Source organism: Rhizorhabdus dicambivorans (assembly GCF_002355275.1).
Classification (GTDB): Bacteria; Pseudomonadota; Alphaproteobacteria; order Sphingomonadales; family Sphingomonadaceae; genus Rhizorhabdus; species Rhizorhabdus dicambivorans.
Genome location: NZ_CP023449.1, coordinates 45,690 through 68,686, shown reverse-complemented (window position 1 = coordinate 68,686; position 22,997 = coordinate 45,690). Strand labels below are relative to the sequence as shown.

General features: G+C 70.1%; 21 protein-coding genes. 14 read left to right on the top strand and 7 right to left on the bottom strand.

Translation table 11 applies throughout. The features are described from left to right. Window positions 1-90 precede the first annotated feature (90 nt). Window positions 91-1,035, bottom strand: a complete 945-nt coding sequence (locus tag CMV14_RS00330; protein WP_066964695.1) for an enoyl-CoA hydratase/isomerase family protein — start codon at window positions 1,033-1,035, stop codon at window positions 91-93. 40 nt (window positions 1,036-1,075) lie between these two features. Continuing rightward, window positions 1,076-1,558, bottom strand: coding sequence for a pyridoxamine 5'-phosphate oxidase family protein (locus CMV14_RS00325; RefSeq protein WP_066964697.1), 483 nt, complete (start codon window positions 1,556-1,558; stop codon window positions 1,076-1,078). Window positions 1,559-1,716: 158 nt separating this feature from the next. On the opposite strand from CMV14_RS00325, the gene CMV14_RS00320 reads away from it, so the two are divergent. The 3 genes from CMV14_RS00320 to CMV14_RS00310 all read left to right on the top strand — a co-directional run bounded on the left by CMV14_RS00320 (window position 1,717) and on the right by CMV14_RS00310 (window position 3,465). Continuing rightward, window positions 1,717-2,022 (top strand): putative quinol monooxygenase, encoded by a 306-nt coding sequence (locus CMV14_RS00320; RefSeq protein WP_066964808.1) that lies wholly within the window; start codon window positions 1,717-1,719, stop codon window positions 2,020-2,022. 63 nt (window positions 2,023-2,085) lie between these two features. After that, window positions 2,086-2,925 (top strand): HpcH/HpaI aldolase/citrate lyase family protein, encoded by an 840-nt coding sequence (locus tag CMV14_RS00315; protein WP_066964810.1) that lies wholly within the window; start codon window positions 2,086-2,088, stop codon window positions 2,923-2,925. 87 nt (window positions 2,926-3,012) lie between these two features. Beyond that, on the top strand, window positions 3,013-3,465 hold the full coding sequence (locus CMV14_RS00310) for a MaoC family dehydratase (RefSeq protein WP_066964699.1): 453 nt from the start codon (window positions 3,013-3,015) through the stop codon (window positions 3,463-3,465). Window positions 3,466-3,471: 6 nt separating this feature from the next. On the opposite strand, the gene CMV14_RS00305 is transcribed toward CMV14_RS00310, so the two are convergent. The 3 genes from CMV14_RS00305 to CMV14_RS00295 all read right to left on the bottom strand — a co-directional run bounded on the left by CMV14_RS00305 (window position 3,472) and on the right by CMV14_RS00295 (window position 6,589). Continuing rightward, on the bottom strand, window positions 3,472-4,296 hold the full coding sequence (locus CMV14_RS00305) for an NTP transferase domain-containing protein (RefSeq protein WP_083215909.1): 825 nt from the start codon (window positions 4,294-4,296) through the stop codon (window positions 3,472-3,474). Continuing rightward, window positions 4,283-5,311, bottom strand: coding sequence for a D-alanine--D-alanine ligase family protein (locus tag CMV14_RS00300; protein WP_066964706.1), 1,029 nt, complete (start codon window positions 5,309-5,311; stop codon window positions 4,283-4,285). Before CMV14_RS00300 ends, CMV14_RS00305 begins: the two co-directional genes overlap by 14 nt. A gap of 87 nt (window positions 5,312-5,398) precedes the next feature. Further along, a complete protein-coding gene (locus tag CMV14_RS00295) occupies window positions 5,399-6,589 on the bottom strand; it encodes a sugar-transfer associated ATP-grasp domain-containing protein (protein ID WP_238147140.1) in 1,191 nt (396 codons plus the stop codon). A 26-nt stretch (window positions 6,590-6,615) separates the two neighbouring features. Between CMV14_RS00295 and CMV14_RS00290 the strand changes: the two genes are divergently transcribed. The 3 genes from CMV14_RS00290 to CMV14_RS00280 are packed head-to-tail and all read left to right on the top strand — an operon-like array spanning window position 6,616 to window position 10,559. Continuing rightward, window positions 6,616-7,740, top strand: coding sequence for a glycosyltransferase (locus tag CMV14_RS00290; protein ID WP_066964708.1), 1,125 nt, complete (start codon window positions 6,616-6,618; stop codon window positions 7,738-7,740). After that, complete coding sequence (locus CMV14_RS00285) at window positions 7,737-9,044, top strand: lipopolysaccharide biosynthesis protein (RefSeq protein ID WP_066964710.1); 1,308 nt, start codon at window positions 7,737-7,739, stop codon at window positions 9,042-9,044. Before CMV14_RS00290 ends, CMV14_RS00285 begins: the two co-directional genes overlap by 4 nt. Before the next feature lie 21 nt (window positions 9,045-9,065). Next, window positions 9,066-10,559, top strand: coding sequence for a malonate--CoA ligase (locus tag CMV14_RS00280; protein WP_066964712.1), 1,494 nt, complete (start codon window positions 9,066-9,068; stop codon window positions 10,557-10,559). A 109-nt stretch (window positions 10,560-10,668) separates the two neighbouring features. On the opposite strand, the gene CMV14_RS00275 is transcribed toward CMV14_RS00280, so the two are convergent. Further along, window positions 10,669-11,325, bottom strand: a complete 657-nt coding sequence (locus CMV14_RS00275) for a peptidylprolyl isomerase (RefSeq protein WP_066964714.1) — start codon at window positions 11,323-11,325, stop codon at window positions 10,669-10,671. Between the two features lie 164 nt (window positions 11,326-11,489). Between CMV14_RS00275 and CMV14_RS00270 the strand changes: the two genes are divergently transcribed. The 8 genes from CMV14_RS00270 (at window position 11,490) to CMV14_RS00235 (ending at window position 22,036) form a co-directional block, all read left to right on the top strand. After that, a complete protein-coding gene (locus tag CMV14_RS00270; RefSeq protein ID WP_066964716.1) occupies window positions 11,490-13,073 on the top strand; it encodes an ATP-binding cassette domain-containing protein in 1,584 nt (527 codons plus the stop codon). Between the two features lie 125 nt (window positions 13,074-13,198). After that, window positions 13,199-14,533 carry a metal-dependent hydrolase family protein gene (locus tag CMV14_RS00265; protein ID WP_066964719.1) on the top strand — a complete coding sequence of 445 codons (1,335 nt, stop codon included), beginning with the start codon at window positions 13,199-13,201 and terminating at the stop codon, window positions 14,531-14,533. Window positions 14,534-14,593: 60 nt separating this feature from the next. Beyond that, window positions 14,594-14,911, top strand: coding sequence for a DUF1905 domain-containing protein (locus CMV14_RS00260; protein WP_066964721.1), 318 nt, complete (start codon window positions 14,594-14,596; stop codon window positions 14,909-14,911). A gap of 75 nt (window positions 14,912-14,986) precedes the next feature. Next, window positions 14,987-15,550 carry a hypothetical protein gene (locus tag CMV14_RS26625; RefSeq protein ID WP_176488975.1) on the top strand — a complete coding sequence of 188 codons (564 nt, stop codon included), beginning with the start codon at window positions 14,987-14,989 and terminating at the stop codon, window positions 15,548-15,550. Window positions 15,551-15,749: 199 nt separating this feature from the next. After that, complete coding sequence (locus CMV14_RS00250; protein WP_066964725.1) at window positions 15,750-19,325, top strand: hydantoinase B/oxoprolinase family protein; 3,576 nt, start codon at window positions 15,750-15,752, stop codon at window positions 19,323-19,325. Window positions 19,326-19,446: 121 nt separating this feature from the next. Then, the gene (locus CMV14_RS00245; protein WP_066964727.1) at window positions 19,447-20,106 is read left to right on the top strand and encodes a DUF969 domain-containing protein; all 660 of its coding nucleotides are present in this window, start codon (window positions 19,447-19,449) and stop codon (window positions 20,104-20,106) included. After that, window positions 20,103-21,047 (top strand): DUF979 domain-containing protein, encoded by a 945-nt coding sequence (locus CMV14_RS00240; RefSeq protein ID WP_066964729.1) that lies wholly within the window; start codon window positions 20,103-20,105, stop codon window positions 21,045-21,047. The genes CMV14_RS00245 and CMV14_RS00240 overlap by 4 nt, the downstream gene beginning before the upstream one ends. Then, window positions 21,044-22,036 carry a DUF2891 domain-containing protein gene (locus tag CMV14_RS00235; protein ID WP_066964731.1) on the top strand — a complete coding sequence of 331 codons (993 nt, stop codon included), beginning with the start codon at window positions 21,044-21,046 and terminating at the stop codon, window positions 22,034-22,036. The genes CMV14_RS00240 and CMV14_RS00235 overlap by 4 nt, the downstream gene beginning before the upstream one ends. 4 nt (window positions 22,037-22,040) lie before the next feature. On the opposite strand, the gene CMV14_RS00230 is transcribed toward CMV14_RS00235, so the two are convergent. Further along, on the bottom strand, window positions 22,041-22,907 hold the full coding sequence (locus CMV14_RS00230; RefSeq protein WP_066964734.1) for an alpha/beta fold hydrolase: 867 nt from the start codon (window positions 22,905-22,907) through the stop codon (window positions 22,041-22,043). Window positions 22,908-22,997: the final 90 nt, after the last annotated feature.

The window sequence follows — 22,997 nt, the reverse complement described above, 5'->3', positions numbered from 1 at the left end:
CATCAGTTGGCGTCCGAAGGTGAAAGGAAGCGCCAATTTCGTCGTCATGCTGGACTTGTTTCAGCATCCACCCGTCCGGGAGAGCGTCGGCTACCCCACCACGTCGTCCACCAGCCCCCAGCCCAGCGCCGTTCGGGCGTTGATGCGCTTGCCGGACAGGATCAGCAGCGCGGTGCGCTGGCGGCCGATACGGCGGCTGAGCGAGACGCAGCCGCCTGCGCCGGGCAAGATCCCCATTGCCAGCTCGGGCAGCTGGAACCAGGCATCGGCGCTGGCGGTCAGGCGCCGGGCATAGGCGGCCATCTCCAGCCCCGATCCGACGCAGGCGCCCTGGACATGGGCCTCCAGCCGATCGGCGCAGCGCGCGATCATATGGGCGGGCAGGGTGGCGGCGCGGATCAGGTGGGCGGTGGCAGGATCGCGGGTCGTGCCGAACTCGGCCAGGTCCGCACCCATCGAAAAGCTGTCGCCCGCCCCGGTCAGGCGGATATGGCGGATGCCGGGGTCCAGCGCCGCCAGGGTGAAGGCTTCGAACAGCGCGTCGCGCATCTCCCGGTCTATTGCGTTGCGCGCTTCGGGCCGGTCGATCCGTAGCTCCAGACGCTCGCCCTCGCGCCGCACGTCAATCCGGCCGGCGGGCATCGCCTCGCCGGCGGATTGTCGCGCCAGCCATGCGGCATGTTCGGCACTGCCCTGCAGCATCGCGAAGGCCATCGATTCCCACGCCAGCGCGCGCTCGAACGGGAGGCCCTCAATACCGCACAGCAATTTCACGACCACTGCCGCCGTCCTGGGGCGGGCGGCCATGTTGCGCAGCACGCCGTCCAGCGTCACCGGCGCTTCGATGACGGCATCCACCTGCCGCGCCAGCGGATGGGCGGGATCCCCGACGCCGATCAGCGGGAAGGGCGGCGCGATCAGCGTTTCCGGGGCGTCGCCCGCCGCATCGAGGTTGACGATGCCGGCGAGCTGGGGCTCGCCGCTCCAGGGAAGGGCGAGCAGGGCCGGGTCGAGGCGCAGGGATTCGGCATCCATGGCGCCTTGCTAGCACTGCCCGGCCCTTGGCAAGAAGCGGTCAGACGATCGTGTCGGAAACCCGCGCGTGCGAACCTTCCTCATCGGCGCGGATGCGGCCGCCGAACAGCAGTTTCAGCTTGCCGGTCAGGCTCATGTCGGCCTCCCACAATTCGGCATCGTCGATGTCGAAGCGGATCAGCGTCAGGTCCGGATCGTCCTTGCCTCCGGGGAACCAGGCTTCCACCGCACGCGACCACAGCTTGTCGATCATCGCCCGGTCGTTGCTGACGCTGATCGTGCCCGAAAGGCAGGCGAAATAGTCATGTCCCTTGGACATGAACTGCGCCATCGCCGGGCCGCCGCTGGTCAGCCGGTTGTCGCGGGCGACGAAGAACCAGATGGTGTCCACCTGATCCTTGTCGAGCTGCGCGGTCAGCGGCGCCGAATGCATGTGCGGCTCGTGCAGGCCCACCATCATGAAGGGGCTCTGGGTCAGCTTGTCCCACATATGCTGCTTCAGCGCGTGCGTATCGACGGGCATCTTTCTCTCCTCAGTGTGATGGAAGCAGAACGAAGAGCGGCGGACAGGGTTGCGCAGCCGGCCGCAGTTCCGCCCTTTTCCGTGGAATCGCCGGATAGCCGCTGGCTTGCAGGGGCGATGTGCGCCGCCTACTCAAGCTCGACCGACAGGAGGGAAAGATGACCGTGCTTCGCCATTATCGCATGCAGGCCGCCGCAGGACGCGGGGACGAGCTGAAGGCGGTGCTGACCGACCTCGCGGGCCTCGTCGCGCCCCTCGCCGGATGCGAGAAGGTCGAGCTGTTCGCCGATCCCGCCGATCCCGCGACCTTCATCTTCGTCGAGCACTGGGCCTCGGTCGACGACCATAAGGCCGCCGGCGCCGCGCTTGGCAAGGAGGCCTTCGCGCCGGTCATGGCCGTTCTCGCCGGTCCGCCCGAGGGCCGTTATCTCGATCCCGTGCTGGTCCTGCCCGCCCCGCGCTGACACCTTGCTCCGAATTGATGCTTGCCATGGCGCGCGGTGCGCGCAATGGCGTCGGCCATGACGATCTCGCTCAAATCCTTCCTGTTCGTTCCCGGCGACCGGCCGGAACGTTTCCCCAAGGCCGCCGCCAGCGGCGCCGACGCGCTGATCCTCGACCTGGAGGATTCGGTGGCGCCGGAGAACAAGCCGGCGGCGCGTGCCGCGGTCGCGGCCTGGCTGACCGATCGCGGCGAGGTCCCCTGTTTCGTGCGGATCAACCCGCTCGATTCGGAGCATGTCCGCGCCGATCTGGACGCGGTGCTCGGCGCCCGGCCCGACGGGATCATGCTGCCCAAGGCCCTGGGTGCCGTTTCCCTGCGCCAGCTTGCCGACATGGCGGGCGGCCCGCTGCCCCCGGTGCTGCCGATCGCCAGCGAGGTGCCCGCCGCGGTGTTCGCGCTGGGCAGCTATGGGGAGGTGGGAGGCCAGCTCGCCGGCCTGACCTGGGGCGCCGAGGATCTGCCCGCCGCGATCGGCGCGGCCACCGCCCGCAATCCTGACGGCAGCTATACCGCGCCCTATGAAACGGTCCGTTCGCTCGTGCTGTTCGCCGCGCACGCGGCCGGCACCGCCGCGATCGAGACGGTCTATCCGAACATCGCCGATACCGATGGCCTCGCCGCCTATGTCGCGCGCGGCCGGCGCGACGGCTTCACCGGCATGATGGCGATCCACCCCGCCCAGGTCGCGATCATCAACGCCGGTTTCACCCCCAGCGAGGAGGAGATCGCCCACGCCCGCGCGGTGGTCGACATGTTCGCCGCCAATCCCGGCGCGGGCGCCCTGAAGCTCGACGGCAAGATGATCGACCGGCCCCATCTCAAGCAGGCCGAAGCGCTGCTTGCCCGGAGCGGCCGTTCATAGACAATCTCTATATGCTTCTGCCGATCTTTCGATTGTCGCTCGCCCCGCGCATCGGCTAGCCCACCGCATATCGGATAGGAGCGGAAGATGGCGGGTCGGTGGTTCGACGAATGGCAGGTCGGCGACAGCATGGAGCATGAGATCAGGCGGACGGTCACCGAGACCGACAACCTGCTCTTCTCCACGATGACGCACAATCCGCAGCCGCTCCACATCGACGTGGAGGCGGCGAAGGCGAGCGAGTTCGGCCAGATCCTCGTCAACGGCACCTTCACCTTCGCGCTGATGGTCGGCCTGTCGGTGGGCGACACCACCCTCGGGACGCTCGTCGCCAATCTCGGCTATGACAAGCTGGTGATGCCGAACCCGGTGTTCATCGGCGACACGATGCGCGCGACCACCGAAGTCGTCGAGCTGCGCGAGTCGAAGTCGCGCCCCGATGCGGGCATCGTCACCTTCCGGCACCATCTGATCAACCAGCGCGACCAGATCACCTGCCAGTGCCTTCGCTCTGCACTGCTCAGGAAGAAGCCGGCCTGAACAGGTTCAGGCAGCGCGCGCCTGGACCTGATCGGTCGCCAGCCCCTCGCGCCGCTCCAGCAGCAGCGCGGCGCAGCGATAGGTGCGTTCATTGTCGACGTCGATCGCATGGGCGCCGTCGGCCAGCAGCACCGGCTCCAGCCGCAGCCCCAGCCGCTTGCCGAGCCGGGCCAGCGCGCCCTTCAGCGAAAGCCGCCCCATCGCCATCAGCAGCACGTTGACCAGGCCGACCGCCGCGATCAGGCGCGACGTCTTCTTCGCGAACTGCCCGCCGCTGCGGAAGGCCTCGGCCGCCTTTACCGCCGGGCCGCCGCCGAAGGCGTAGAGGTTGCAGTTCGAATAGTCGTCGTCGCGGAAGCGGTAGAAGCGGCGCTGTCCCTCGGGATGCGCCGCCAGCACCGACGCCTTGTTCGCCATCGCCACCGCCACCTCCGCGCCACCCGCGAGCGCGGCGAGCATCGCCTCCACCGCGCCGGAGGTCAGCAGCACATTGTCGGCCGTGGTGACGATCATCGGGCCATCGATCCCGTCGGCCGCCGCGAACACGCTGTCTGCCAGATTGTCCGCCGCCGCGACGAAATCGACCGGCGGCGGCCCGTCGCGCAGCACCTGGCGGACGGCCATGAACATCGCCGGCTCGACCACCACGATCAGCCGGCGGCAGCCTGGCGTCGCCGACAGCGCGGCGGCGGCATGCGCGATCAGCGGAGCGCCCGCGATCGGCACCAGGCATTTGTGCGAGAGCCCCACGGCCTCGGCGAGCGGATCGATTTGGCCCGCGCGCTGCGCCGCCAGGATGATCGCGGTGAAGCCGCCGTCATGCCGCGACACGGTCATAGGTCCTTGCGAGCAGGCCCTGGCGGGCGAGACTCTCGGTCAGGATCGTCTCGATCAGTTCGGCATGGCTCCAGCCGAGCTGCGCCGCCGCGATCGCGATCGTCTTCCGCGACCAGAGGTTGCAGTTGAGGTTGACCTCCATGAAGCTCAGTTCGCCGGTCCTGTGGTCCAGCCGATACTCGAAGCGGCCATAGTCGAAGGGCAGGAACTCGCGCATCATCTCCAGCGACTGGCGCTCGGCCTCGCGCAGGATGCGCTCGTCGGTCAGCGGGCGGATGTCATAGGCCTGGCCGTCGACCAGGTTCCGCTTCTCCAGATAGGTGCGCAGATAGTTCGGATCATGCTGCTCGACCATCTGGACCGGCAGGATGAACGGCGCGCCGTCGAGGGTGATGACGCACACCTCGATGTCATGGCCGGGGATGAAGGGCTCGACGATCGCGTCATGGCCCTCCTTGTGGATCTTGCCCACCGCAGCCGCGATATCGGCATGGTCATGGGCGGCGCTGATCCCCCAGCTGGCCGATGATGCGTTGGGCTTGACCACCCATTTGCGCGCCGGCGGGACGATCGACAGGTCGGCCGGCACGCCATGGCGGAACATCGCCCAGGGCGCGGTCGGCAGGCCGCGCGCGGCGGCGACGCGCTTGGAAAGATGCTTGTCGTCGGAAAGTCCGCGCAGGATCGGGCTGGCCCCCAGATAGGGGATGCCCGAACGCTCGCACAGCAGCGGCAGCAGCATCTCCGAATTGAGGAAGCCGCCCCGGTTGAGCAGCGGGAAGACGAAGTCGGCATCGGGGGCGGCGAACAGCGCCTCATAGCTATCGGCCAGCTGGAGATCGACGCCGATCCCCTCCAGCACGGCGCGCATCTCGCGGTGATAGGTGGCATGGGTGCCGTCGCTGGGGTGCAGCCCGCCTTCCCAATGCACATGCTTGGCGATGAACAGGATCTTGAGGGCGCGCTTCGTCGCCGCGGGAAGCGCGCGGGGCGCCGCGTTGCGGGTCATGTCGTGTCTCCAGCCCGGCGGTACGCCGATCGCGACGGGTCTAGGCCGGGCTTGTTACCCGCATGGGGCGGCGGCGTGACGGCACGGCTACGATTTGGTTGCGAGATGGTGGGCGAGCAGCGCGCCGTAGCAGCTTTCGCCCAGGCCGCGCCGGGCGGCGCGCTGCGGCATCAGCACGCCGGGCTTGCCATTGCCCTCGATCAGCACGGGGCCTTGCCCGGTCAGCGCCACGTCCCAGCCGATCAGCGCATAATCGGCAAAGGCGGCGCAATGCGCTCCGGTGACGAGGGTGATCGCCTCGGCCCAGCCGGGCAGGGTCCGTCCGGCGATCGGCGCGCCGGTCGCGGGATGGATGTCATGATCATGGCCGCCATAGCCGAAGCAGGCGAGGCCGAGACGCCCGTCGGTCAGGTCGACCGGCACGATCAGCCCGCCGGCCTTCATATTGTCGACCCGCGCGCGCGGGTCGGAGGCGCAGCGGAAGGTGGCGCTCACCACCTCGGGCCGGCCCGCCTCGTCCAGGATCGACACGATCCGCACGGTGGGCAGCGCGCCCAGCGCGATGTCGGCCAGCTCGGGATGAACCCTGATCAGCGGCTGGACGATGGTCGGGTGCCGTATCCCGCGCAGCCGCGCCATCAGCGTGGGCGCGTCGGCGATCGACCCCAGCATGCGGACGCCGTCGCCGCCCTCGCCGTCGGCGGGCTTGGCGATCAGCGGCCGGTCGGCGGGATCGGCGAGGATGTGGACCTGGCCGGCCTCGACCATCGCGACCGTCTCGGCATGAGGCAGGCAGGCGATCCGGCAACGCTCGGCGAAGCGGCGCTTGTCGGCCAGCGCGCAGTCGCCGGTCCAGCCCAGCGGGTTGATCCGCTTGTTGATGGCGGCATCCTCGAAGCGGCGGATATAATGGTCGAGCTGCTCGGCCTGCTCGATCCGGAACAGCGCGATGTCGTTGGGATCGGCGAAGCGCGCCCGCGCGATCGCGATCGCCCGGCGGCGCCAGTTCTCGTCATAGCCGAAGCGCCGCTGCACCAGCGCGGCCCGGCGCGGGATCCACAGATGGAAGCCGAGGCCGACCAGCGCGTCGATCCCGGCGCGTAAGCGGCCGCGCCGCGCCCGCCGCCGCGCATAATGATCCCCGAGGAAGGCCGCCGCGATCGGGCGGACGATGCCGGGGAACAGCGGCCATGCCTTCTTCAGATGATAGAATCGGTTATAGCCTGCCATGCCGGGTCCCGTCGCGCTCGCGGGATCGTCATATATCGCCGCTAGCATGACGTTTTCGGGTCGGACCGGGACGCATGGGCCATATCATCATCTATATCCACGATCTGCGCTCCAGCGGTGTGACCCGCGACGCGATGATGCTGGCCGAACATTGCGCCGCCTTCCACGATACCACCCTGGTCGCCGGCCATGGCGAGGGCTTCTTCCGCGATGCGGTGGAGCGGGCGCCCTACCGGACGGTGATCCTGAAGGAGGCGGCCAGCCCTGCGGCCTCGCGGATAACCGCCGCCTGGCCGCTGCGCCGCTGGCTGAAGACGCAGCCGCCCGGCGTGATCGTATCGATGGGCAATCTCGGCCACGCCACCCCGCATATCGCCGCACAGGGCCTTGGCCGCTTCCCCCGTATCTACCGCATCAGCAACGCGGTGACGCGCGGCGACGGCCTGCGCGGCGCCTTGCGGATGCGCTGGATGGAACGGCTGGTGGCGGACGCGGCGCGGATCGCGATCGTCGGCGCGGCGCTGGGCCGGGCGCCGATGCTCGCCCGCTCGCTGGAGACGGGCCATGCGGTGGAGATACCGAGCGGGGTCGATGTCGATCATGCGCTCGCCCAGGCCCGGGCGCCCTCGCCGCATCGCTGGTTCGAGGAGGATGTGCCGGTCGTCCTCGGCATCGGCCGGTTGCGCCCGCAGAAGAATTTCGAGTTGCTGATCGATGCGGTGGCAATCGCCCGGCAGGGCCGGCGGCTGCGCCTCGCCATCGTCGGCGGCGGCAGCGCGGATGAGCGCTCCAGCCTGCTCCAGCGCGCCGAGGCGGCCGGACTGGGCGAGGATTTTCTGCTGGCGGGGGAGACCGGCAATGTCTTCGCCTGGGCCGCGCGTGCGGCGCTGTTCGTGCTGCCGTCGCGCTGGGAGGGCTCGTCGCTGGCGCTGCTCGAGGCGATGGCGGTCGGTAAGCCGGTGATCGCCTCGCGGCTGGCGGGTGACGCGCCGCTGGTGCTGGGCGAAGGCCGCCATGGCCTGCTGGTCGGTGGCGAGCGCGCCGAGGAGCTGGCGGCGGCGATCCATGTCCAGCTTTCCGGCGCGGCGGTGCGTCCCGGCGATCGGGCGCGCGATTACGCACTGCCATCGGCCATCTATCGCGGGCTGATCGAGGATGTGCTGGCGGAGATGGCGGGCGGGGTGCGGAGCGCCGCATGACGGCGGCGGCGGCAGCCCAAGGCGGCGGCGCGGTGTTCGCGCGGATGGGCCGCAACCTCGTCTGGCTGCTGGGCGGGCGCGGCTTCCAGGCGGTGGCGAGCCTCGTCTATCTCGGCGTCGCGGCGCGGGCGCTGGGGCCTGCCGGCTTCGGCCTGTTCTCGCTGATCCTGGCCTATGGGCAGGCCATCGCCAATGTCGCGCAGCTCCAGTCCTGGCAGACGGTGATCCGCTACGGGATGATCCATCTGGCGAAGGGGCGCCGCGATCGGCTCGCCCGGCTGCTCGGCTTCACCACCCTGCTCGATATCGTCGGCGCCCTGCTGGGGGCGGCGGCCGCGGTGCTGGCGGTGCCGCTGGTCGCGGCCTGGCTGGATTGGAACCCCGCCCAGCAGCAGCATGCCGCCTGGTTCGGGGTGGCGCTGCTGCTGTCGATCGGGGCGACGCCGACCGGCATGCTGCGCCTCGTCGATCGGTTCGAGCTGATCGCCTATGTGCAGGCGGTGGGGCCATCGGTGCGCCTGGCCGGATCGCTGGTCGCCTGGGCCACGGGCGGCGGGATCGAGCTGTTCCTTGCCGCGTGGGCCGCCGCCGCGCTCGCCCAGCATGCCGCGACCTGGGCGGCGGCGCTGGCCCTCACCCCCCTGCCGATCGCGCTGGGCCGCAGGCAGTGGCATAGGGCGAACCGGGAGAATGCGGGCATCTGGCGCTTCATGCTGACCACCAACGCCGCCGGCACGCTGGGCCTGCTGACCGAACAGCTCGGCACGCTCGCGGTCGGTGGTGTGGCGGGGGCCGCGGCAGCGGGCGGCTATCGCATCGCCGCCAGGATCGCCCGTGCGCTCGCCCGGCCGATCCAGATCGCCGCGCGGATCGTCTATCCCGAAATGGCCCGGCTCCATGCCGGCGCGGACCTCGCCACGCTCGATCATGTCATGGCGCGGGTGAGCCGCTACGCGCTGGGGCTGGCGGCCGCGGTGATCCTGATCGGCGTGGCGGGCGGCCCCTGGCTGATCATGCTGCTCGCCGGGCGGGATTATGGCTTCGCCCAGGGGCTGCTGTCGATCCTCGCGGTCGGCGTCGCGATCGACCTGTCGGGCTTCGCGCTGGAACCGCGGCTGGTTGCGCATGGCCGGGCGGGCGCGGTGCTGCGCATAAGGCTGGCGGGCGCGGCGCTGTTCGCGTTCCTGCTCGCGGTGCTGCTGCCGCTGTTCGGCGCGATTGCCGCCGCCAGCGCCACGGTCGCCGCCTCGCTGCTGATGCGGGTCTGGATGGGGCGGGAGGCGGGGGCGCTTCAATCGCGCTGATCACTCCGCTAAGGGGCGGGGATGGCCAATCTCTACACCCGCCTCGCCGCCGGTTTCCCCTCCGCCGAAACCCCCTTCGCCCATCTCCCCGATGGCGGCATCGTCACCTATGGCGATGTCGGGCGCCGCTCGGCGGGCTTCGCACACCAGCTGCGCGCCGCGGGCGTTGGGATCGGCGATCGGGTCGCGGTCCAGGCGGAAAAGAGCATCGACATGCTGATGCTCTATCTCGGCGCGCTGCGCGCCGGGGCGGTCTTCCTGCCGCTCAACACCGCCTATACCGCAGGCGAGCTCGACTATTTCATGCGCGATGCCGAACCGGCGCTGTTCGTCTGCGATCCGGCCACGCTGGCGTCGATCGAGCCGCTGGCCGAGGTGGCGGGCGTGCCGAGGTTCGCGACGCTGGAAAGCCTGGCCGCGCAGGCGGCCGGGCAGCCCGGCCATTTCGACGATGTCGCGCGGGACGACAAGGACCTTGCCGCGATCCTCTATACATCGGGCACCACCGGGCGCTCCAAGGGGGCGATGCTGAGCCACGACAATCTCGGCTCCAACGCCTTCATGCTGAAGGATGCGTGGCGGTTCACGGGCGCGGACGTGCTGCTCCACGCCCTGCCGATCTTCCACACCCACGGCTTGTTCGTCGCCACCAACACGATCCTCGCCGCCGGCGCCTCGATGATCTTCCTGGCGAAGTTTGACGCCAGGCAGGTGCTGGCGCAACTCCCGCGCGCGACGACGATGATGGGGGTGCCGACCTTCTACATCCGCCTGCTCGACGATCCCGGCTTCACCGGCGATCTGGTGGCGCACATGCGGCTGTTCGTCTCGGGATCGGCGCCGCTCTCCGCCGATATCCACCGCGAGTTCCGCGAGCGCACCGGCCACGCCATCCTTGAACGCTATGGCATGACCGAGACCAACATGAACATCTCCAACCCCTATGACGGGGATCGGATCGCAGGCACCGTCGGCGTGCCGCTGCCGGGAGTGTCGATCCGCATCGCCGATCCCGAGACCGGCGCGGAGATGCCGCAGGGCGAGGTCGGCGTGGTCGAGATATCCGGCCCCAACGTCTTCCAGGGCTATTGGCGGATGCCGGAGAAGACGGCGGCCGAGTTCCGCGACGGCCGCTTCGTCTCGGGCGATCTCGGCTTCGTCGATGCCCGTGGCTATGTCAGCCTGGTCGGGCGCGCCAAGGACCTGATCATCTCGGGCGGGTACAATGTCTATCCGGCCGAGGTCGAAACCGCGCTCGACGAACTGCCCCAGGTCCACGAATCGGCGGTGATCGCTGTGCCCCATCGCGAACTGGGCGAGGCCCCGGTCGCGGTGATCGTCCCGCGCGAGCCCGGTTTCTCGGACGCCGAAGCGATCAAGGCGGGGCTGGCCGATCAGCTGGCCCGCTACAAGCAGCCGCGCGCGATCCTGTTCGTCGACGCGCTGCCCAAGAACGCGATGGGCAAGGTGCAGAAGGCCCTGCTCCGCGAAGAGCATAAGGACGTGCTGGGGTAGGCTTCACTCCTGCGCGTCGCCCCGGCGGAGGCCGGGGCCGTCATCGGCTCCTGCGGTCAGGTTAGGCAAGAGCCTCTTGCGGCCCCGGCCTCCGCCGGGGCGACACGATTTACGGCGCCTTGGCCACCGGCGCGGTCGCCCGCCGCGCGGTCACGATCTTCACCGGCGCCGCGAGCATCTGGCCCTTCATCACGCCCACCCCGGCCGTCGGCGATCGCGGCGCGGCGAGGATCTTCTTCACCACGTCCATCCCCTCGACGACATGGCCGAACACCGCATAGCCCTGGTTGTCGCCGGGGGCGCTGGGGTTGGCGTCCATATAGGTCATGTCGCCGACGATGATGAAGAAGTCGCAGGTCGCGGTGCCCGGCGCGTTGCGCGCCATCGATATCGCGCCGTTCGTATGATGGAGGCCGGTCTTCGTCGTCGATTCATGCGCGATCGGCGGCAATATCTTGCGGGCGTCCTCGCGGATGCCGCCCTGGATGAAGCCCTGGCTGGGCTCGTTGGGCACCGCGACGGCACGGTAGAAGCTGATCCCGTCATAGCGCTTGAGGTCGACATATTTCAGGAAGTTGGCGACCGTGACCGGTGCTTTCTCCTTTTCCAGCTCCAACAGGATCGGCCCTTCGCTGGTCGTGATCCGGACGAACACCGTCGCCGGCTTGGGCGCGGGCGCGGCGGGCGGTGGTGGCGCGGCCTGGGCGAGCAGCGGGGCGGCGGGGAAGAGGGTGAGGGCGGCGAGCGCGAGTCGGAGGTTGGTCATGCAGGGAACTTAGCCAGAAGCCCGGCCGATGGGAAAGCTTGGCCTCGACCATCGCCCTCCTATATAGGTCCGGCCGCGCGGGCCGTCCGCGCCATCAGGGACAAGCGCGATGAACCTCCACCGAACCGCAATGCCATCCTGCCTTGCCTTCGGGGATTCCACGCATGTCCGCTTCCATCACGCTTTCCAACCTCGCCTGGTCGACGCCTGACGGCCGGCCGCTTTTCTCGGGCCTCGATCTAGGCTTCACGGCCGAGCGCTGCGCGATTGTCGGCCGCAACGGCGTCGGCAAGACGACCTTGCTGCGGCTGATCGCGGGCGAGCTTGCCCCGCGCGCCGGCCGTATCGCGATCAGCGGCACGATCGGCACCCTGCGCCAGATTGTCGATGTCGCGCCCGATGAGACGATCGCCGACCTGTTCGGGGTGCGCGCCGCGCTTGCGCTGCTGGCGCGTGCCGAAGCCGGCATCGCGACGATCGACGAACTGGCCGACGCCGATTGGGAAGTCGAGGCGCGCCTTGCCGCCGCGCTCGCCTCGGTCGGGCTCGATGTCGGACCAGAGACGCCGCTGATCCGGCTGTCGGGCGGGCAGCGGACCCGTGCGGCGCTCGCCGCCGCGATCTTCGCCCGGCCCGATTTCCTGCTGCTCGACGAGCCGACCAACCATCTCGATCGCGAAGGCCGCGACGCGGTGATCGCGTTGCTGTCGAACTGGCGCGGCGGTGCGATCACCGTCAGCCATGATCGCGAACTGCTCGGCCATATGGACGCGATCGTCGAGCTGACCAGCCTCGGCGCCACCCGCTATGGCGGCAACTGGTCCGCCTATGAAGCGCGCAAGGCGATCGAGCTGGAGGCGGCGCGCCACGATCTCGCCCATGCCGAGCGACGATCGGCCGAGGTAGCGCGACAGGCGCAGCTGACGGCGGAGCGCAAGCAGCGGCGCGATTCCGCCGGCGCGCGCAAGGCGGCCAAGGGTGGCATGCCGAAGATCGTGCTGGGCGCGATGCAGCGCCGCGCCGAGGAGAGCGGCGGCGCCAATGCCCGTCTCGCCGAACGCCAGCGCGACGAGGCGGCGGCCGATCTTGCCGGCGCCCGCGCCCGGATCGAGCGGCTGACCCCGGTGCGGGTCGATCTCGCGCGAACCGGGCTGGTGGCGGACAGGGTCGTGCTGCGGCTTGCAGGCATAGCCGCGGGATATGACCGGGCGGCGGGGCCGCTGCTTGACGGCCTCGATCTTGAGATACGCGGTCCCGAGCGGATCGCGCTGACCGGCCCCAACGGGTCGGGCAAGAGCACGCTGCTCGCCATCGCCGATGGGCGGCTGGCGCCCTGGGCCGGCACGGTCCACCGCCCGGTCGCCTCCGCACTGCTCGATCAGAATGTCGGCCTGCTCGATCCCGCGCTGTCGATCGCCGGCAATTTCGCGCTTCGCCACCGGCAGGCCACCGTCAATGGCTGTCGCGCCGCGCTCGCCCGCTTCGGCTTCCGCGCCGAGGCGGCCGAACAGATCGTCGGTTCGCTGAGCGGCGGCCAGCGACTGCGCGCCGGCCTCGCCTGCGTGCTGGGCGGGGAAGCGCCGCCGCCTTTGCTGCTGCTCGACGAGCCGACCAACCATCTCGATCTCAATTCGATCGCGGCGGTCGAGGCCGGGCTGCGTGCCTATGACGGCGCGCTGCTGGTGGTCAGCCACGATGAGGCGTTCCTGGATGCCATCGGGATCACAAGGCGGGTGGAACTGGGGTGACCGCCCCGATCCGTCGATCCCTCCGGTCGCATATCGGTGCGGTCGCGGCCCACGCATTTCCCCGGCTTCCCTCCTCGGGCGAACCGATCTAGCCTGCTGACAACAATGAAGATTGGGAGACCTCCATGCGCCGCCTGACCGCCGCCGTCCTCGCCCTGCTCGCCGCCTCGCCGCTCGCTGCCCAGGGCGCTCCCGCGCCGAAGGTGACGATGATCCATGCCGGCACCCTGCTCGCCGAACCCGGCAAGCCGCCGCGCGGCCCCAGCACGATTGTCATCCGCGACGGCAGGATCGCCGAGATACGCGACGGCTATGCGGCGGCCGAGCCCGGCGCGCGGCTGATCGACCTCAAGGATCGTTTCGTGATGCCGGGGCTGATCGACATGCACGTCCACCTCTGGGGTATCGGCGGCGATCCGCTGCGCGACCGGCTGACCGCGCTCAACCGCGACGATGCCGACGACATGATGTACGCGGTGACCAACGCGCGGATCACGCTGGAGGCCGGCTTCACCACGGTGCGCGATCTGGGCGGTAATGCGCGCGGCATGCGGGCGCTGCGCGAGGGCGTCGAGCGTGGCGATGTCGAGGGACCGACGATCGTCAACGCCGGCAATTCCATCTCGGTCTCGGGCGGCCATGCCGATGCGTCGAACGGCTTGGCCGAGCCCTTTGCCGAGGCGGTGCTGCATCGGCAGGTCAGCACCTGCGACGGCGCCGACGATTGCCGCCGCGCGGTGCGCCAGCAGGTCGCGCTGGGCGCGCAGGTGATCAAATATATGTCCACCGGCGGCGTCCTCTCCAACGTCTCGGGCGGCCTCGGCCGGGCGATGACCGATGAGGAGATGAAGGCGATCATCGACACCGCCCACGGCCTTGGCCGCCAGGTCGCCACCCACAGCCATGGCGTCGCCGGCACCAAGGCGGCGCTGGCCGCCGGGGTCGACACGGTCGATCATGGCTCCTTCCTCGATGACGAGGCGATCAAGCTGTTCAAGGCGAAGGGCGCCTGGCTGGTGCCGACGATGCTGGCGCCGCAGGCCGCGCTTCAGCAGGCGCGCGCCGGATTGCTGCCGCCCGCCACCATCCCCAAGGCCGAGGAGGCCGCCGCCGCCGCGATGGCGAGCCACAGCAAGGCGATCGCGGCCGGGGTGAAGGTGGCGTTCGGCACCGATACCGGCGTGTCGAAGCATGGCGAAAATGCCCGCGAGTTCGCGCTGCTGGTGAAGGCCGGGATGACTCCCGCCGCCGCGCTGAAGACGGCGACCGTCAACGCCGCCGAGGCGCTGGGCCGGGCCGAGCGGATCGGCACCATCGAACCCGGCAAGGATGCCGACATCATCGCCATCGCCGGCAATCCGCTGGAGGATGTGACGCGGATGGAGCAGGTCGATTTCGTCATGCGCCATGGCGCGGTCGCCAAGGCGGCCGGCCATCGCGCCGCCTTCCCGGCGGATTGAGGGCGGGGCGGCGCGCGCCGGGCGGTTGATTCCGGCCGCGTCCCGCGCCATTCCCGGTCTATGGACAGCGGCGAAAATTTCGAGGTCACGAGCCGCATCTGGCTGTGGAGGCCGGCCAATGCGGCCCGCTCCTCGGGCTGGCATTTCCTGACGATCGACGGCCAGGCCGCCGCCGAGATCCGCTTCGCCGCGCTGGGGCGGACGGGCGGCTTCGGATCGATCAAGGTGGAAGCGCGGATCGGCGGCACGCGCTGGGCAACCTCGATCTTCCCGCAGCGCGAGGGTGGCGGCTTCATCCTTCCGATCAAGGCCCAGGTCCGCAAGGCCGAGGGGATCGGCGAAGGGGACGAGGTGCGGGTGGTGCTGACGCTGCCCTGAAAGGTCCGGACCGGAACATTCGAGGCCGCGTGACATTGTGACATCCGGCAGGGGAAACTCTGTGGGAGAGAGATGATGAAAAGCCTGATCCTTTGCAGCGTGACGGCATTGGCGCTCGCCGCCATGCCGGCGCATGGCCAGGGCCGTGGCGGCGGCGGCGGTGGAATGGGCGGCGGTATCGGGGCCGGCATCGGTGGCGGTGCGGGCGGCGGTGCCGGTGTCGGCCTGGGCGGCGGCGTCGGCGGCGATGGTTTCAGCCGCGCCGGGGATTTCGATCGTGGCTTCGATGCGCGGACCAGCGGGCTCGAGCGGCGCGATATCGCCCGCGCGGACCGCATGGCCGATGAACGCGCCTCGCTGACCGGCCGCAGCCACGCCAATGCCAATGCGGGCCTCGACGCGACGGCCACGACCCGGGCCACCGGCAAGGACCGCCGCGACGATGCCCGCGCGGATCGCCACGCCTATCGGGCGAGCGACAAGGCCAAGGTGAAGGCCAACGCCAATGCCGGCCTGTCGGCCACGGCGACCCGCGACAAGCCCGATCGCGACAAGGCGGCGGCGCGGTCGAAGCGGCACACCTACGAAGCCAATGCCCAGGCGAAGGCCAAGGCCAATAGCAAGGCCGGGCTGCGCTGAACGAGCGGGATGCCCCCGCCCCGGCGGCGGAGGAAAATAATTGCGGCCGACCATATCGGTGGCGGAACCTTCCGTCGCCGTAAGGGTTGTTTGTCCCGAACGGGACTTCCCCCGCGGATGCGCCAGAAGGGGGGCGCATCCGCAACCTCTTCGGTCCGGTCGCCTTGTGGTGGCCGGCCCGCCTTGCTAGGCCGGCCATGTGGCCTGGCACTTCTGGATCGATCGCGGCGGCACCTTCACCGATGTGGTGGCGCGCGACCCCGATGGCCGCATCGTCACCGCCAAGCTGCTCTCCGAGGACCCTGGCCGCTATGACGACGCCTCCGTCGCCGCGATCCGCCGGCTGACCGGATGCCCGGAAGGGCCGCTTCCGCCGATCGACGTCCGCATCGGCACCACCGTCGCCACCAACGCACTGCTCGAACGCAAGGGCGAGCCGACCTGCCTGGCGATCACGCGCGGCTTCGGCGATGCGCTGACGATCGGCTATCAGGACCGGCCCGATCTGTTCGCCCGCGCGATCCGCCGCCCGCCGCCCGTCCATGACCGCACCATCGAGATCGACCAGCGGGTAAGCGCCGAGGGTGAGGTGCTGGTGCCGCTCGACATCGACGCCGCCCGGGCGGACATGGCGGCCGCCTTCGCAGAAGGCTATCGCAGCATCGCGATCGTGCTGATGCACGGCTATCGCCATTCGGCGCACGAGGCGGCGCTCGCCGCGCTGGCGCGGGAGATCGGCTTCACCCAGGTCTCTGCCAGCCATGATGTGGCGCCGCTGATCAAACTGATCGGGCGCGGCGACACCAGCGTGGTCGATGCCTATCTGTCCCCGGTGCTGCATCGCTATGTCGCGGGCTTCCGCGATGCGCTCGGCGATGCGGCGGACCCGCTGTTCATGCAGTCCAATGGCGGGCTGATCGCGGGCGACGCCTTTCGCGGCAAGGACGCGATCCTGTCGGGCCCGGCCGGCGGCATCGTCGGCATGGCGCGCACCGCCGAGGCCGCCGGCTTCCCGCACGTCATCGGCTTCGACATGGGCGGCACCTCCACCGACGTCTCGCTCTATGCCGGCCGCTACGACCGCGAGACCGAAACCCGCATCGCCGGCGCCCGCATCCGCGCGCCGATGCTGAAGATCCACACCGTGGCGGCGGGCGGGGGATCGATCTGCCGCTTCGACCAGGGGCGCTTCCGCGTCGGCCCCGAATCGGCGGGCGCGGTGCCGGGCCCCGCCTGCTACCGGCGCGGCGGGCCGCTGACCGTCACCGACTGCAACGTCATGCTCGGTAAGATCCAGCCCGATCATTTCCCGCGCCTGTTCGGCCCCGGCGGCGATCAGCCGATCGACGTCGCGGCGGTCGAGGCGCGCTTCGCCGCGCTGATCGCGGAGGCCGGCACCGACCGGAGCCCGCGCGAGATCGCTGAGGGGCTGGTCGCGATCGCGGTCGCCAACATGGCCAATGCGATCAAGGCGGTGTCGATCGGCGCGGGCCATGATCCCGCGCGCTTCACCCTGTCCTGCTTCGGTGGGGCGGCGGGCCAGCATGCCTGCCTTGTCGCCGATGCGCTGTCGATCACGCGGGTGCTGATCCATCCGCTCGCCGGGGTGCTGTCCGCCTACGGCATCGGGCTGGCCGATCGCAGCGTCATCCGCGAACGCAGCGTGCTGCTCCCGCTCGACGATGCTGCGACAATTGCTGCGGCCGTCGCGCAGCTCTCGGACGAAGCGAAGGCCGCGCTTCCCGGGGCGGCCCGCCTCGAGGCGACCGCGCATCTCCGCTATCCCTCGGGCGACAGCAGCATTCCCGTGCCGCTCGGCGATGCCGCGACGATGCGCGCCGCTTTCGAGCGCGACTTCGCCCGGCGCTTCGGCTTCACCGGGCAGGGCGAGCCGATCGTCGACATGCTGGGGATGGAGGCGATCCTGCCGGGCGAGGGGGGCGCGGCGGGGCTGGGCGATCTGCCCGCGACATCGGCGCCGCCGCTCGCTCGGGTCGAAAGCTGGATGGCCGATGCTGCGCACAATACGCCGCTGTACGACCGCGCCACGCTCGCCCCCGGATTTGCCGTCGATGGGCCCGCACTGATCGTCGACGCGGTCGCCACCACCGTTGTCGAGCCGGGCTGGCGCGCCGAGGTGCAACGGGCCGGCGAACTGGTGCTGACCCGCCATGCTGCGCGCAGCATCGCCGCCGCGATGGCCGCCGCCGCCGATCCGGTGCGGCTCGAAATCTTCGCCGGCCTGTTCATGGGCGTGGCGGAGGAGATGGGCGCCGCGCTCCGCCAGAGCGCCGCCTCGGTCAACATCCGCGAGCGGCTCGACTTCTCCTGCGCGCTGTTCGACGCGGGCGGCAAGCTGATCGCCAACGCGCCGCACATCCCGGTCCATCTCGGCTCGATGGGCGACAGCATCCGCACCATCATCGCCCGGCGCGGCCGCGGGGAGGACGGGAGCCCGGCGGATGGCAGGGGCATGAAGCCGGGCGACGCCTATGCGCTCAACGCCCCCTATCAGGGCGGCACCCATCTGCCCGACATCACCGTGATCATGCCGGTCTTCGCGGACGAGGCGGATGCCGATCCGGCTTTCTTCGTCGCGGCGCGCGGCCACCATGCCGATATCGGCGGGATTAGCCCCGGCTCGATGCCGTCCGACAGCCGCAGCATCGATGAGGAAGGGGTGATCCTCGACAATGTCCTGCTGGTCGATCAGGGGCGGCTGCGCGAGGCGGAGATAAGGGCTTTGCTGCGCAACAATCGCTGGCCGGCGCGTAACCCCGACCAGAACCTCGCCGATCTCGGCGCCCAGATCGCCGCCTGCACCCGGGGCGGCGCGGCGCTGCTCGGGCTGGTCCGCGATCATGGCCGCGATGTCGTCACCGCCTATATGGAGCATGTCCAGGCCAATGCCGAAGCGGCGGTGCGCACGCTGGTCGATGGCCTGTCCGATGGCGCGAGCACGGTCGAGCTGGACGATGGCGCGACGATCCGGGTGGCGGTCCGGGTCGATCGCGCGGCGCGCGCGCTGACGGTCGATTTCGCGGGGACGAGCGATCAGCTGCCCGGCAATTTCAACGCGCCGCTGTCGGTGGTGCGCGCCGCCGTCCTCTATGTGATGCGCGTCCTGGTCGATCAGCCGATCCCGATGAACGACGGCTGCCTGCGCCCGGTGACGATCCGCGTGCCCCGCGGCTCGATGCTCAGCCCGCTCTATCCGGCGGCGGTGGTCGCGGGCAATGTCGAGACCAGCCAGGCGATCACCGACGCGCTGCTGCTGGCGCTGGGCGCGATGGCGGGCAGCCAGGGGACGATGAACAATTTCACCTTCGGCGATGCCACCCATCAATATTATGAGACGATCGCCGGAGGATCGGGCGCCGGGCCCGGCTTCGACGGCGCCGACGCGGTGCAGACCCACATGACCAACAGCCGGCTGACCGACCCCGAGATATTGGAGACGCGCTTCCCCGTGCTGGTGGAGCGCTTCGCGATCCGGCGCGGATCGGGCGGCCATGGGCGCTGGACGGGCGGCGATGGCGCGGTCCGCCGCATCCGTTTCCGCCAGCCGATGCATGTGGATATCGTGTCCAGCCGCCGTCGCATCGCGCCGCCGGGGCTGTCGGGCGGTGGCGACGGCGCGACGGGCATCAACCGGATCGAGCGCGCCGACGGGCGGGTGGAGGCGCTGCCGGGCACCGCGTCAGCCGATCTGGAGGCAGGCGACGTCTTCGTGATCGAGACGCCCGGCGGCGGCGGATATGGAGGGGTGGGATGATCCCGACTCCCCAACCGTCACCCCAGCGAAGGCTGGGGTCCATGTCTCTCACCGGCCAGATGCCATCGCGAGGGGAAACAGACATGGATGCCAGCCTCCGCTGGCATGACGGGGAATAGGGATGCTCGTCCTCGCCGGGATCACCGTCATCGTCGCGGGCTTCCTGCTGCGCTTCAATCCGCTGCTGGTGGTGCTCGTCTCGGCGCTGGCGACCGGGCTCGCCGCCGGCATGGGGCCGGTCGACCTGCTCGCCGCCTTCGGCAAGGCGTTCAACGACAGCCGCTACGTCACCGTCATCTACATGGTGCTGCCGGTCATCGGCCTGCTCGAACGCCATGGCCTGCAGGAACGCGCCCGCGGCCTGATCGCGGGCTTGCGCGGCTTCACCGTCGGGCGGCTGCTGCTCGGCTATCTGCTGTTCCGCCAGGTCACCGCCGCGCTGGGCCTCACCTCGGTCGCCGGCCACCCGCAGACGGTGCGGCCGCTGGTCGCGCCGATGGCCGAGGCGGCATCGCAGGCGCAGACCGGCGAGGAGAAGCGCGACGAGGAGGCCGCCGCCATGGCTGCCGCCACCGACAATGTCGGCCTGTTCTTCGGCGAGGACATCTTCATCGCGATTGGATCGATCCTGCTGATGAAGGGCGTGCTCGAAGGCTATGGCATCTCGATCGAGCCCTTCCACCTGTCGGTCTGGGCGATCCCCACCGCGATCGCCGCCTTCCTGATCCACGGCGCCCGGCTGCTGCTGTTCGACCGGCGCAGGAAGAGACGCGCGCCATGATCGGGCTCAACCTCGTCTATCCCTTCGCCGGGCTGGTCTTCCTCGCCTTCGCCTGGTCGGCGCTGCGCGACCGCAGCAATGCGAAGCGGATCGGCAACGCCCTGTTCTACGCCCTGATCGCGCTCAGTCTGATCGCGGGGGACAGGCTGGGCGATATCGGCAACGGGCTGCTGGTCCTTGGCCTCGTCGCCATCGCCGGGTTGGGCCGGATGGGGCGCGGCAGCGGCGGCACGACCTCCGCCGAACAGCGTGGCGCGGAAGCCGGCCGGCGCGGCAATAGGCTGTTCCTGATGGCGCTGCTGATTCCGCTCACCGCGCTGGCCGGAACCTATGTCTTCAAGCAGATGCCCACCCTGATCGACGGCAGGCAGGCGACGCTGGTCGCGCTGGCGACGGGCGTCATCCTGGCGCTCCTGGTCGGCTATGCCTGGTTTCGGCCGCGCTGGCTCGCCCCGTTCGACGAGGGGCGGCGGCTGATGGACGGGGTCGGCTGGGCGGCGGTGCTGCCGCAGATGCTCGCCAGCCTCGGCGCGGTGTTCGCGCTGGCCGGGGTCGGCGATGTCGTCGGCGGGCTGATGGAGCGGATGATCCCCGAAGGAAGCCTGGTCGGCGCGGTGCTCGCCTATGGCATCGGCATGGCGCTGTTCACCATCGTCATGGGCAACGCCTTCGCCGCCTTCCCGGTGATGGCGGCGGCGATCGGCATTCCGCTGCTGATCCATGGCGCGGGCGGCGATCCGGCGGTGATCGCGGCGATTGGGATGCTTGCGGGCTTCTGCGGCACGCTGATGACGCCGATGGCCGCCAACTTCAACCTCGTCCCCGCCGCGCTGCTCGACCTGAAGGACCGCCACGCCGTGATCCGCGCGCAGATACCGACCGCGCTGCCGCTGCTGGCGGTGAACATCGCGCTGCTCTGGTGGCTGGGCTTCCGGGCATGACCAACACCCGCCTCACCCCGGCCCTCGCCGCGCATTTCGCGGGCCTCACCCTCGGCCATCTCGGCCGGGAATGGCCGTACAAGCTCGATCATGTGATGGCGGGGCCGGCGGACGTGCTGCCGCCCGCTATGCTCCACCCCATCTTCCATGGCAGCTTCGATTGGCACAGCTGCGTCCATGGCTGGTGGCAGGTGATGCGTCTGCTGCGCCGCATGCCCGGCCTGCCGCAGGCCGATGCGATCCGCGCCCGCGCCGATGCCATGCTGGTGCCGGCCAAGGTGGCGGGCGAGCTGGCCTATCTGGCGCGGCCCGCGTCGGCGGGTTTCGAGCGGCCCTATGGCTGGGGCTGGCTGCTCACGCTCCACGGCGAAGTCGTGCAGCATGAGGCGCAGCATTGGGCGCACGCGTTGGAGCCGCTCGCCCGCGCCTTCGCCGATCGCTTCCGGGCGTGGCTGCCGAAGATGACCTACCCGATCCGGGTCGGCACCCATTTCAACAGCAGCTTCGCGATGCTGCTCGCCCATCGCTGGGCGACGGCGCATGATCCCGATCTTGCCGCGCTGATCGGGGCGCGTGCCGCCGACTGGTTCGGCGGGGATCGCGGCTGCCAGGCCTGGGAACCGGGCGGGGACGAGTTCCTCTCCCCCGCGCTCGGCGAGGCGCATCTGATGCGCGAGCTGCTGCCCCCTGAGCAGTTCCGCGCATGGTTCGACGGCTTCCTGCCCGAGATACCGGCGACCCTGCTGACCCCGGCCTTCGTCTCCGATCGCAGCGACGGCAAGATCGCCCATCTCGACGGGCTCAACCTCAGCCGTGCCTGGTGCTGGCGCCGGATCGCAGATGCGCTGCCCGCCGATCATCGGGTGGTGCCGGTCGCGCGCGAAGCGGCCGAGCGCCATCTCGCCGCCGCGCTGCCGCATCTCGGCGACGATTATATGGGCGAGCATTGGCTGGCGAGCTTCGCCCTGCTCGCGCTCGACTGGGATTAAATCTTCAGGAGAGAAAGTCCTTCACCATCGCGATGAAATCGTCGCGCCGGTCGTGGTGGACCCAGTGGCCCGCGCGCTCGAACAGTTCGACCCGGGCGTCACGGAAATGGGCGGCGCGGCCATCGGCCGCCGGGTTCGACGCCCAGCTTTCGGCGCCATAGATCAGCAGCACCGGGCAGCTGATCGCCGCCCACAGCGCGGTCTTCAGCTCGGCTGTGATGTCGCCCGGCGAATCGCCGCCCACCGTCGGATCATGCTTGAGCCGCAGGCTGCCGTCGGGATTGGGACGGGCGGCATGGGTGACGAGATGCTCGACCATGTCGGGCTCCAGCCGCTCGTCGGTCTCGCGCATCCGCGCGACCAGCGCCGCCCGGTCGGGATAGTCGCGGGGGCGCCGCGCCGTGACCAGCGCGCGGCGATCGAAGAACCGCCGCCACCGTTCGAAGGGATCCTCGGCGGCGCGGCGCGCGGCCACCGCCGGGCTGTCGCCCAGCCCCTCGATATTGACGAGGCGGGTGACGCGATCGGGATAGAGGCCGGCGAAGCGGGTGGCGATATTGCCGCCCAGCGAATGGCCGATGATCGGGCAGGGCGGCAGATCGAGCGCGCGGACGATGCCGGCGAAGTCCTCGACGAAGTCCATCAGCGCATAGCTGCCGTCATTGGTCCAGTCGCTGTCGCCATGGCCGCGCAGATCGGGCGCGATGACGCGATGGCTGTCCGTGAAGGCCGCCGCCACCCGGTCCCAGCTGCGCGCATGATCGCGCCCGCCATGCTGCAGGATCAGCGGCGGCGCCGACGGATCGCCCCATTCGACGATGTTCAGCCGAAGCCGGGAGATGGTAAGCGTGGTGGTGCGCGGTTCGGCCATGGCCACGGACGTAGGCGAGTCGGCGCTTTCCCACAATCGTCATGCCGGAATGGATGGTTGACGCCGCCCCGCCGTGCCGACATCCCAGGC